Below are 10,668 nucleotides of genomic sequence, written 5' to 3'. Positions count from 1 at the left end.
ATAGCAGCCGATCACGGCCCTACTGACTCGAAGATCTTTACGGGACAGCCCTTAGGCGGATCAGTTCGAGAGCAGTCGCTTCATCCACTGGCCGAGTGTCCCAGAGCCTCCCATGCGCCAGTCAGCCGCCTCATTCAAGAGACAGGCTCTAGGCCTGGCCTCACAGGCCACGGCGACGGACGCGGACGACGGACTGGAACTGTACGGCGTCAGAGTCACGGCGCCCGTCCACTGCGCGCCGCCCGCCAACCGGCCCACGCCCGACGAGCGGGACACCTGCCGCCCGTGGCTGGCCCGGGAGCTGCGGCTGCTGCGACCGACGATGCGCTCCGTGGTCGCGCTGGGCGGCTTCGGCTGGCAGGCCGCGTGGTCTGCGCTGGGGGAGGCCGGCTGGAGCATGCCCCGGCCTCGACCGGCGTTCGGCCATGGCAGGCGGGTGTCCCTGGCACCGGGGAACGGGCCGGAAGCCCCCCTGGCGGTGTTCGCCTCGTACCACGTCAGTCAACGCAACGTGTTCACTGGCCGGCTCACGCCGGAGATGCTGCGTCGCGTGCTCGCCGAGGCCGCGTACACGGCGGGCCTGCCCGTCGAGCCGCCGGACCCGACGACCGGCCTCTGAGGGTGCGATGACCACCCGCCGCCGTCGCCCTCACCGGCTCCCGTCCGCCACCGCCCGGCCGTCGACCCCGTCCACCACATCCGCGCCGTCGGCTGCGTCGACGGGGACGCCCAGCCGTTCGGCCACGGCGGTGAGCGTCGCTCCCAGGGGCAGCGCGACCCGGGTGACGGCGTGCCGGTCGCCCCGGGTCGGGTCCCGGTTCACGATCAGGACCGGCTTGCCCGCCTCGGCGGCCTGGCGGACGAACCGCAGGCCGGACATCACCGTCAACGAGGAACCGAGGACCAGCAGCGAGGCGGCCCCGCGGACCAGCGCGCGGCAGTGTTCGACCCGCTGCGGCGGCACGGATTCGCCGAAGAACACCACGTCCGGCTTGAGGACACCGCCGCAGACCGCGCAGGGCACCACCCGGAAGTCCCCGACCTGGTCGTCGGTGAGGTCGGCGTCACCGTCCGGGTTGATCCCCGCGGCCACGGGCGCGAATCCCGCGTTGGCCTCCTCGAGTCGCCGGGCGAGTTCGCGGCGGGGGCTGAGGGCGCCGCAGGAGAGGCAGACGACCCGCTCCAGGCTGCCGTGAAGCTCCACGACGCCCTCGCTCCCGGCGGCCTGGTGCAGGCCGTCGACGTTCTGCGTGATCACCCCGGCCAGCAGGCCGTGCCGGGCGAACGCGGCCACGGCGCGGTGCCCGGCGTTGGGGCGGGCGCGGCCGAAGGTGCGCCAGCCGAGGTGGCTGCGCGCCCAGTACCGGCGCCGGGCCCGCGCGCCGCCGGTGAAGTCCTGGTAGGTCATCGGGGTGTGCCGGCCCAGGCTCCCGCCCTCGCCGCGGTAATCGGGGATGCCCGACTCCGTGGAGATGCCCGCGCCGCTGAGCACCAGCACACCGCCGGTGCCCAGCACGTCGGCGACCGGCTCCGGATCCGTGATGCCCGGCGGCAGATCCTCGGGAGGGGTCCAGGTCAGTGTGGGACGCATCCGCATGCCGCCAGGGTACGGAACGGGTCCCCCGGCCCGCCTTCCGTCGACGCGAGGTCGTCAGCTCGGAGAGCCGTCGAGCACTCTCCGCAAGGGAGAGTGAGCGCACGGCGACGCACGGCGACATCGACGGCGGACGCGGGACGACGGCGCGGTGAGATCCTCCCCACGAGGCGTATACGGTGGCGAGGGCTGGGCATCCGGGCGTCATGGACATGAAAGTGACACCGGTTCCGGACTCCGAGGGCCGCGGACCGAGAGGCGGCGAGACCCTCCGGGCATGGTCCCGTTCCGTGACCCGCCTCCGAGCCCTCGCCTGGCACCTCGTCCGCTCGTACGGCCGACCCGCATAGGCCGCGGCGCCGCACCGGCCGGCGGCACGGACCGGCCGAACCGACCGACGGCAACCCACCCGACCAAGGACGTCCCATGACCCTCGTGGAAGAGCATCAGAGACCCACCGCCGCCCGCGCCCAGCGGCTGCGCAGACGGCTGGAACGACTCCTCGGCATCGCCGCGACGGAAGGAAACGAACTCGTCGCCCTGCGCAACGGCGACCGGATCTTCCCCGCCATGCTCGACGCCATCAAGGGGGCCGAGCACACCATCGACATGATGACGTTCGTCTACTGGCGCGGGCAGATCGCCCGGGACTTCGCCGCCGCCCTCGCGGAGCGCGCAGCGGACGGCGTACGGGTGCGCCTGCTGCTGGACGGCTTCGGGGCCAAGGCGATCGAGCAGAAGCTCCTCGACGACATGGACGCCGCGGGCGTGCAGGTGGCCTGGTTCCGGAAGCCGCTGTGGCTGTCGCCCCTCAAGCAGAACCACCGCTGCCACCGCAAGGCCCTGATCGTCGACGAGACCACGGCGTTCACCGGCGGCGTCGGCATCGCCGAGGAGTGGTGCGGCGACGCCCGCAACCCCGACGAGTGGAGGGACACGCACGTGCAGGTGCGCGGTCCGGCCGTGGACGGCATCGCCGCGGCCTTCGCGCAGAACTGGGCCGAGTGCCATGACGAGCTGTACGACGAGCGGGACCGCTTCACCGAGCACGAACAGCCCGGCGACTGCGTCGTCCAGGTCGTCCGCGGATCGGCGAGCTTCGGCTGGCAGGACATGCAGACCCTGATCCGGGTCATGCTCACCTCCGCCGAGCAGCGCTTCCGCCTGGCCACCGCCTACTTCGCCCCCGACACGTACTTCGTCGACCTGCTGTGCGCGACCGCGCGGCGCGGCGTCACCGTCGAGATCCTGCTGCCCGGCCCCCACACGGACCAGCGGGCCTGCCAACTCGCGGGCCAGTACCACTACGAGCGCCTGCTGGAGGCGGGCGTGTCCATCCGCGAGTTCCAGCCGACGATGATGCACGCAAAGATCATGACGATCGACGGCGTGGCCGCGCTGATCGGTTCCACGAACTTCAACCGGCGCTCCATGAGCCACGACGAGGAGGTCATGCTCGCCGTCCTCGACGAGGACTTCACCGCGGGCCTGGACCACGACTTCGACGCGGACCTGCGGCGGAGCACCCCCGTGGACCCGTCCCGCTGGAAGCGCCGCGCCGCCCTCCAGCGCCTCGCCGAGGCCGCCGTCCTGCCTGTGCGCCGCTTTCTCTAGCCAGTCGCTTCCGGTTCGGCGGGCGAGGTCTCGCCCGGTGGCCGCTGGATCCTTGCCGGGCCTTCCCCGCTCCCGCGGAGTCAGGAGTCCGTGGTCCGCAGGAAACGGATCGCCTTCAGCGCGATGACGCAGCCCATGAGCACCGTGCCGCAGATCATCAGGGGGCCGCTGCCGATGAGGATCCCCGCCAGGAGGGCGACACCGCTGACGCCGTCGAGGACGTCCCACCGCTCCTCGGCCCGTCGACCGGGGCCTCGACGGCGCATCCGGCGCAGGACGGCGTAGAGGGAGAGGAGCTGCAGGACCACCAGGGCCGTGAGCACCCAGCGAAACGCGACAGGTATGTCCACGCCCCGAAAGGTACGCCCGTGTCGATCACCCGAAGCGGCCGAGCGGTGAACTGGGGGCGAACTCTGGTGGGGACACCGAGGGTGGCACGCACGTCACGCGCCATGCGCTCGCCCGAGCCGGAGCACCGGCCCGTGCCCGAGCGCGCTTCGGCGCGGTGTCAGAAGGGCTCGGCTTCGGCGGGACTCCTGGTTACGGCGGCTTCGGCTGATCCCGCACTGTGCAGCAGCGCCCGTGCGGCCGTGGCGAGCCTTCGGGCGGTGACGTGCGGTTCGGCGTCGGGCAGGACGAGATGGCTGATGGTCATGCGGACGATGATGTCCGCCGTCATCTCGAGAGCCTCCGTGAGCTGCCCCGGGTAGCGGGTCCCCAGCCATTCCCGCACCAGGTGCCGGCCCCCGTCGAAGATCGGGTCCGCCCGGGCGGTGAGGTAGGGGAGCAGGCTGTCGGATCCATGGCGGGCGGCTGCGATGACGGCCCGTATGAGGGGCTGGGTGTGAGCTTCCTCGAGCACGTAGCGGATGGCGGCTTCGAGGCAGGCTTGAGAGTCGGGCAGGCCGGGATCGAGCGTGTCGGCCACCCCGGCGAGAAACTGCCGGGTCTCACGGATCACCAGTGCGCGTCCCAGACCGGCTCGATTGCCGAACTCCTTGTAGACCGAGGGCCGGGAGACCTGAGCGCGTGCCGCGACGGCCGTGATGCTGACCTCGTCCCACCCGGCTTCGCATGTCAGGTCGTGTGCGGCATCGAGGACGCTTTCCCTCATCTGCTTGCGCCAGGCGATGCGCGGGGAGTCGGGTGGGTCCTCACCCGCGCGGCCGTTCGTTCTGCGCGGTCGGTCGGTTGCCATGTCACAAGCCTGTCAGCGGGTCGAGTCGCCGGAGCGGAGTGGGTCCGCGAACCGTGCGGCCGGAAGGGTACGCGGTGGTGCCGGCCCCTTGGCACGGGGGACGGGGCCGGCACCACGTCAGGAGCCCGGGTGAACCGGACGGTCAGGAACGCTTGCGACGGGCGGCGACGACGAGCCCGCCGCCGACGGCGAGCACGGCCGCCGCGATGCCGAGGGGGATCAGGGGATCGGAACCGCCGGTCTGCGCGAGCGGACCGTCCCCGCTGTGCGCGTTCGGGTCGGATCCGCCGCCGCCATCCGTCTCGTTCGGCTCCTCGGCGGGCGAGGCGGTGGTGTCGGCCGTACCGGTCGTACCGGGCTGTGCTCCCCCGGGCCGGGCCTCATCCTGCCGACCGCCGGAGCCGGAGTCGCCGACGGGAGCGGAAGCGCCCTGCGGCACGTCACCAGTGCCGAAGCCGTGGGCGCCACGGTCGGGCGCGCCACCCGCCCGGCGCGTGCCGGTGGTGACGGCGGCGAACGGAGTGGCCGTCCCGATGGCCGGGGAGCCGTCACGCAGCCGGAAGGTCGCGCCCGCCGTGGTGCCGGCGTCGGCGAACTTCGGGTCGGCGACGATGTCGTGCGGACCCTTGACCTCGGGAGCCTTGCCGCCGAAGTAGACGTTGTAGTCGTAGGTCACGTCCGCGTTGCGGGACTTGCTGTTCGTCGCCTGGCCGGGCCGGCCGTACGCGATGTTGTTGAGCAGCCGGACGTCGGTGCTGTCGTGGGCGAAGATGTTGGCGTAGCTCTTCATGCGCGTGCTCCGGCCGTTCAGGTACGCCGTGTTGTGCACGATGTCGACGTGCCGGCTCTTGTAGGAGTGGATGCCCGAGCCGCCGTTGTCATAGGAGAGGTTGCCGGCGACCAGGACGCGTCCTCCGTAGGCGGGATGGTCGGCGTCGCCCTTGAGCGTGTCGATGATGATGCCGTTGCCGTCGGAGTAGCAGCGGCACTTCTCCCACTTGATCTTGGTCTCGTTGTCGTGGACGCGGTTGCCGGTGATGCGGATCTTGTACGTCCTGGCGTCGGAGCCCCCCACGTCGCGCGGGGTGAGGACCGAGATGCCGCTGGTGGCATAGACCGTGTACCACGAGTTGGAGTACACGTGGTTGCCCGAGATCGTCAGGTGGTCGGATTCGATCGCCGATATGCCGCCGCCCGCGCAGGCGTGAACCGTGTTGCCGGTCACCTCGATGTGGTGCGACACCGCACCCGTGGACCTGTCTCGTTCGATCGAGATGCAGTTGGTGTTGTAGGTGGGGTCGCCCTTCCTCGATCCGCGTTCTGCCCCGGCGAGGTTCAGGGCGGCGTTGTTGCCCCTGATCTCCAGGTTCCTGAGGGAGATGTAGGACGCGCCGTGGACGCTGATGCCGTTCCACGCCTTCACCGGGTGGATCACCGGCCGGTGGCCGGGATGGGCGGTGAAGGTGATGGGTGCGCCGGGGCGGCCCGAGCGCCTGACGGTCAGCACGTTGGAGCCTGCTGCGCGCTCGGAGTAGGTGCCGTTCATGATCGAGACGGTGTCGCCGGGACCGGCGCTGTCGGCGGCCTTCTGGAGGGTGCGGAAGGGCGCGCCGGTCGAGGTTCCCGGGTTGCTGTCGCTGCCTTCCGCGCTCACGAAGTAGGTGCGGTCCGCCGCATGGGCCGAACCGGCTCCCATGGTGACGATGCCGAGGGGAGCGGATGACGCGACAAGCGCGGCGGTGACGGCGATGGTGCGGGTGCGTTTCATTGGTGCCTGGTCTCCGAAGTCGTCCGGACTGAAGCGGGCCGTGACTCCCCTCGGCCGAAGGGCCGTGCGCGGGAGGGCGCCGGGAAGAACAGGGCGAGGGCGTCACGCCGTGTCAGGGCGCCGGCCCGAGGTGGCGCGACACACCCTGCTGCGCTCCGAAGTCCGCTGTGGGGGTGGGGTGTTGATGTGTGGTGTGAGCGACAGTTACAGAACTGGATATCGAACGCAACCCTGTACCGCCTGTAAACGTTCTGACGCCCTATCAGGCAGGTGTAACGGCGCCGGCCGGCGGTGACGAGCGCCCCGAGGGTTTGCTCACGCCCTCCGTGAGTTCCCCGAAAGCCTCACGGCCATGGTGGAGGGCCAGAGCGGCGCGGACGAGGAACCGTTGTGCGGGCCCGGGTGCGCCCCGCGTGCCGGCGTGGACACCCCGCGGGTGCCCCGCGGCCCCTGCGTAATGGGCGATACATTTGTGCCGTCCGATTCGCCCCACACCAGTCTCGCGCCGGCGCGTGTTCTCATCGGGGCGTCGGTCTCCGCCGTGCTCGACCGGGTCGGAGGCGAGGGGTACGCGCGGATGAAGCCGGCCGAGCGTGGCCCGCAGCACCGGGCCGCTGGGTCCGAAGGCGCCGTCGGGGGCCCGGACACCCGCCCCCTGACCACGAGCCGACGAAAGCGCCGGGTCTTTCACGCCCCCCGTGCGCGCGGCTCCTAGCGGCGTCGTTCGTGGCGCCAGAGGACGTGGACGACGCGCACCACCGCGAGCACTCCGGCGAGCCAGGCCCCGGCGATCACGAGGAACCGCTCGAAGGCGGGAGGGAGGTGCCAGACAGCGGCCGGTCCGGCGATCGTGCCGAAGACGACCGCGGCGAGGAAGCACGCGCTCAGGAGCGCATAGCCGATCTCGACCGGGATCGCGTCTCGTTCCGCCTGGGTTCGGCGCCGTGTCGTCATGGGGGCACCCTCGCACACTCGTGGGCCGGCTCACGCCCGGGTTCGGTCCGACCGCCGACCGGCCGCTTCCGGCGAGGCCACGGGGTCAGGACGGTCGGGCCCGTCACCTGTCGGATGGCACCTCGTCGCCGGGCCGCAGCGGGTCGTCCGCGAGGTGACCGGTCGTCACCAGGCCGCCGTCCGCGGTGCGGTAGGCCAGGACGCCCGTGCGGAGGTAGCCGTCGGTGGTGAAGCGGCGGGCGTTGCGGGCGGGGGCGCGGTAGTAGCCGCGCGGGGTGTACGGGCCCCGGGCGAGGAGTTCGCCGGGTTCCCCGTCGGGCAGGTCCTCGCCGTCGGCGGCGACGATGCGGATCTCGTCGTCGGGGGAGAGCGGGCGGCCGTGTGCGGCGAGCGGGGGGTCTTCCGGATCGGCGGGCGGAGTGAACACGAGCGGCCCCTCCGCGCCGCCGACGACCCGCTGGAGGCGGCAGCCCGACCCGGGGCCCGTTCGTCCGACGGGTTCCCGGTGGTGCGACCGTACGGCCGGCGGGTCGCCGATCTGTACGAGACGCAGGCTGGTCACGTCGGCCCGCGCCGCGGGCAGCGCGTCGAGCCACAGCTCGGCGACGGCCGGTCCAGCCGACACGATCGTCACCCTCTCCCGCTCGATGACCGGGAGGCACGCGGCGGGTTCCGGGGCGTCGACCAGGACGACGGTGCCGCCGACGGAGAGGGTGCCGAGGATGCCGGGGCAGCCGAGGGCGACGTTGTTCTCGGGCGGCAGCGCCGCCAGATAGGCGTCGCTCCCGGTCAGCGCCACCAGCTCGGCGGCGGCACGCATCTGATAGGCGTAGTCGTTGTGGGTCCGGGGAACGAGCGGGGGTACGGAGCCCGGGCGCGTACCGGCCGAGAGCAGCATGAACGCCACGTTGTCGGCGCTCAGCGCAAGGTCCCGCTCGGGCGGGGCGTCGACGGAGCCCAGCGGAACGTGATGACAGCCCGACGGGTCGATCGTGAATCCGCCGTACGGGGAGGCCGTGCCCGGCGCCTCGTAGGTGAACACCCGCCGCAGGAAGGGTCCGTCGGCCGCGATGCCCGCCGCCATCGCCGTGTGGTCGAAGCCCCGGTACGTCGACGGACCGACGTAGCCGACGGCCTGGGTGAGCCGCACGAGGCCGGCCACCTCGTGCGGCGGCAGCGAGAGCGGGCACAAGACGGGCACCGCGCCGGCCCGCATCAGCGCGAACACCGTGACGACGAACTCGGGGACGTTCGGCAGCTGGACGACGACGCGTTGCCCGGGCCGGAGGGCCAGCAGCCGGAAGCCGGCGGCCATGCGGCCCACGCGCCGGTCCAGGGCCGCGTACGTGAGCCGTGTGGCACCGTGCACCACGGCGGTTCGCGGCCCGTACTCCACGGCCCAGCCGCGCAGCAGGTTGTGCAGCGTGTTCCCGCGCCAGTGGCCGGCGGCCCAGTAGCGGTCGACGAACTCCTCGGGCCAGGGCGTGCAGCCGTCGAGCATCGGTGTCATGAGGTTCCTTCTGTACCGGCGAGGGCCGGGCCGCCGCGACGTCGGGCTGTCTCCAGTCCAGCCCGCCCGCGCCGTCGCGCACAAGGTGCTGTCCCCACCAGGGAAGCCGGCTCCCCTCGGCGGAAACACCAAGGGCCGCCGCCGCGCGGGTCGTCGGGATCGCCGCTCGCGTCAGCGCGCGGGTCGTCGGGTCGGTCGTTCGCGGCGGCGCCCCTGTGGGCGGGTGGTGAGCCGGGTCCCGCCCCTATCGCCGCGCCGTCGTGCCGGAGGGCCGCGAGCGAGGCGTGTACGTCTTCCTCCCGCATACGGAAATCTATTCTCGCGAGAGTAGACATTGAGTGGCGGTGTGGATATGGTTTCTCACGTAGCCCAGTCAAGAGAAGCCCGGCAGGGACGAACTGCCGGGCAGCAGTACCCGCAGTTGCGGTTCGCAGGACGGTGCGGCGGTGGAGTTCCGAAGCCAGGCTCGAAGGACGGCGACGGGACTGACGGCCGGACCGGGTGGCCCGTGGTGATGAGGGGCCGCCACGGCACAGAGCCGTGCCCGGCGCGGGCACGGCCGCAGCAGAGAGCAGGACGCAGTACCCGCTTGACAAGAAGTAGTCGATCACCGAGTAAGAACGGAGGAAGCCGCGCCATCAGGATCGCCCGGGCGGAAGCCTTGAGCCCGGGTACCGCAGGACTATCGACAGTGAGGTGGTCTCCGGTCAAGCAACCGCGATCCCCGCGCCCTCGACAGCAGTCCCGTCGAGGCCGCGGAAACAGGAAGCCGGCGCAGTCCCCCGGCCGGCGGATGGTGTAGCAGTTCCTTCGGGGTCCTGGTGCCGTACGGCACCAGGACCCCTCGACGCGTTCCAGAGAGAGGTGCAGATGACAGCAGACGACTCCTACGGCCGTCTCGACGACGACGACTACCCCGCCTACACGATGGGCCGGGCCGCCGACATGCTCGGCACCACGCCCGCCTTCCTGCGCGCCATCGGCGAGGCCCGCCTCATCACCCCGCTCCGCTCCGAGGGCGGCCACCGTCGCTACTCCCGATACCAGCTGCGCATGGCGGCCCGGGCCAGGGAACTCGTCGACCAGGGCACCCCCATCGAGGCCGCGTGCCGCATCATCATCCTCGAGGACCAGCTCGAGGAAGCCCAGCGCATCAACGCCGAATACCGCCGCGCCGCCGCCTCGGTGAAGGCGACGGCCGAAGAGACGGGCTGTGGTGCCAACGCCTGACGGAGCACTGCCCCGTCGCCCCCCGGTCGCCCGTGAGCGCGATGCCGTGACGGGCGGACGATCGGAGGACCGCAGCAGCGGGCAGGCGGCGGACACGAACCGTTCCGGCGCCGGAGCGCCGACCCGCGGCCGCTGCCGTGGCGATGCGGCGAGGCCGCCCGGGTCCTCCAGGGGACGCAGCGGCCGCGAGAGGTGGGCCGCCGCCTTCGCCCCTACGGCCTGGTGCTCACATCCGGCGTCCGGTACCTCGCGGGGCAGCGCAGACCCGCATAGGGATCTGCCGGGTCTCGCAATGCCTCGACGCGGCGCGGAGCGATGAACGCTTGGCCCGGCCGCCGGACGGCGACCTGGGCGCGTACTGGTCCTCGTACCTCGACGACCTCCAGGCACGTCGCCACACCGGCACGGCTGTCCCCGCGGGGACGCCTTCGTCTGCCGGACGACCTTCCCCCGGCGGTGGTCCGGGCGGTCGAGGCCACCGCGACCTCCCTGGGTGACGACGGGTGGGTCGAAGCGGAGATCCCGACCGAGAGCGCGTCGCACGCGTGCGGAGAACTACTGAGGCTCGGCGGCGCCGTCGAGGCCGTCGCACCGGCGGAACCGCGCAGAGCCATGGCCGGGACGGTCGCCGTCCTGGCCCGGGCGTACGGCGTCGCCGGGAGGGTGTCCGGAGGGATTCGGGTCGGGGTGGAGGCGGCCACCGGCGAGTGACGGCCGGGGGTTCCGGACGGGGCGCCTAAGAGTGACGGCCGCCGGGCGGGGCAGTCGAGGGGTGCACCGGGTTCACCAGCGAGTGAGGA

8 protein-coding genes and 3 pseudogenes are annotated in these 10,668 nt (G+C 72.1%); 4 read left to right on the top strand and 7 right to left on the bottom strand.

The features are described from left to right. Nucleotides 1-148: 148 nt before the first annotated feature. Nucleotides 149-619, top strand: a pseudogene (locus AB0K65_RS30535) (uracil-DNA glycosylase family protein); the annotation flags it as partial. Between the two features lie 30 nt (nt 620-649). On the opposite strand, the gene AB0K65_RS30530 reads toward AB0K65_RS30535, so the two are convergent. Next, nucleotides 650-1,597, bottom strand: coding sequence for an NAD-dependent protein deacetylase (locus tag AB0K65_RS30530; RefSeq protein ID WP_365722227.1), 948 nt, complete (start codon nt 1,595-1,597; stop codon nt 650-652). 423 nt (nt 1,598-2,020) lie between these two features. On the opposite strand from AB0K65_RS30530, the gene AB0K65_RS30525 reads away from it, so the two are divergent. Then, nucleotides 2,021-3,208, top strand: a complete 1,188-nt coding sequence (locus AB0K65_RS30525) for a phospholipase D-like domain-containing protein (protein WP_365722225.1) — start codon at nt 2,021-2,023, stop codon at nt 3,206-3,208. Nucleotides 3,209-3,288: 80 nt separating this feature from the next. On the opposite strand, the gene AB0K65_RS30520 is transcribed toward AB0K65_RS30525, so the two are convergent. From AB0K65_RS30520 to AB0K65_RS30495, 6 genes and pseudogenes are all read right to left on the bottom strand, one after another. Continuing rightward, nucleotides 3,289-3,558 carry a hypothetical protein gene (locus AB0K65_RS30520; RefSeq protein WP_365722223.1) on the bottom strand — a complete coding sequence of 90 codons (270 nt, stop codon included), beginning with the start codon at nt 3,556-3,558 and terminating at the stop codon, nt 3,289-3,291. A 158-nt stretch (nt 3,559-3,716) separates the two neighbouring features. Then, nucleotides 3,717-4,406 carry a TetR family transcriptional regulator gene (locus AB0K65_RS30515; RefSeq protein WP_365722221.1) on the bottom strand — a complete coding sequence of 230 codons (690 nt, stop codon included), beginning with the start codon at nt 4,404-4,406 and terminating at the stop codon, nt 3,717-3,719. Between the two features lie 142 nt (nt 4,407-4,548). Then, nucleotides 4,549-4,656: pseudogene (locus tag AB0K65_RS30510) on the bottom strand (LPXTG cell wall anchor domain-containing protein); the annotation flags it as partial. Between the two features lie 753 nt (nt 4,657-5,409). Then, nucleotides 5,410-6,102 (bottom strand): annotated as a pseudogene (locus tag AB0K65_RS30505) (right-handed parallel beta-helix repeat-containing protein); the annotation flags it as partial. 783 nt (nt 6,103-6,885) lie between these two features. Then, nucleotides 6,886-7,128 carry a DUF6332 family protein gene (locus AB0K65_RS30500; protein ID WP_365722219.1) on the bottom strand — a complete coding sequence of 81 codons (243 nt, stop codon included), beginning with the start codon at nt 7,126-7,128 and terminating at the stop codon, nt 6,886-6,888. Nucleotides 7,129-7,231: 103 nt separating this feature from the next. Further along, nucleotides 7,232-8,638, bottom strand: coding sequence for an AMP-binding protein (locus tag AB0K65_RS30495; protein WP_365722217.1), 1,407 nt, complete (start codon nt 8,636-8,638; stop codon nt 7,232-7,234). Between the two features lie 870 nt (nt 8,639-9,508). On the opposite strand from AB0K65_RS30495, the gene AB0K65_RS30490 reads away from it, so the two are divergent. Both AB0K65_RS30490 and AB0K65_RS30485 read left to right on the top strand, forming a co-directional pair. Then, nucleotides 9,509-9,868 carry a MerR family transcriptional regulator gene (locus tag AB0K65_RS30490; RefSeq protein WP_365722215.1) on the top strand — a complete coding sequence of 120 codons (360 nt, stop codon included), beginning with the start codon at nt 9,509-9,511 and terminating at the stop codon, nt 9,866-9,868. A 315-nt stretch (nt 9,869-10,183) separates the two neighbouring features. Next, nucleotides 10,184-10,579, top strand: a complete 396-nt coding sequence (locus AB0K65_RS30485; protein ID WP_365722213.1) for a WYL domain-containing protein — start codon at nt 10,184-10,186, stop codon at nt 10,577-10,579. Nucleotides 10,580-10,668 lie beyond the last annotated feature (89 nt).

The organism is Streptomyces sp. NPDC053755 (genome assembly GCF_040677675.1).
GTDB lineage: Bacteria > Actinomycetota > Actinomycetes > Streptomycetales > Streptomycetaceae > Streptomyces.
Note: the sequence above shows the minus strand (reverse complement) of the source record. Positions and strands in the feature narration are given on the sequence as shown.

What these genes read in the sequence shown, in the direction of transcription:
- AB0K65_RS30495 (WP_365722217.1), bottom strand. Translation starts at nt 8,638, where the DNA reads ATGACACCGATGCTCGACGGCTGCACGCCCTGGCCCGAGGAGTTCGTC.
- AB0K65_RS30485 (WP_365722213.1), top strand. Translation starts at nt 10,184, where the DNA reads ATGAACGCTTGGCCCGGCCGCCGGACGGCGACCTGGGCGCGTACTGGT.
- AB0K65_RS30525 (WP_365722225.1), top strand. Translation starts at nt 2,021, where the DNA reads ATGACCCTCGTGGAAGAGCATCAGAGACCCACCGCCGCCCGCGCCCAG.
- AB0K65_RS30490 (WP_365722215.1), top strand. Translation starts at nt 9,509, where the DNA reads ATGACAGCAGACGACTCCTACGGCCGTCTCGACGACGACGACTACCCC.
- AB0K65_RS30530 (WP_365722227.1), bottom strand. Translation starts at nt 1,597, where the DNA reads ATGCGGATGCGTCCCACACTGACCTGGACCCCTCCCGAGGATCTGCCG.
- AB0K65_RS30515 (WP_365722221.1), bottom strand. Translation starts at nt 4,406, where the DNA reads ATGGCAACCGACCGACCGCGCAGAACGAACGGCCGCGCGGGTGAGGAC.
- AB0K65_RS30500 (WP_365722219.1), bottom strand. Translation starts at nt 7,128, where the DNA reads ATGACGACACGGCGCCGAACCCAGGCGGAACGAGACGCGATCCCGGTC.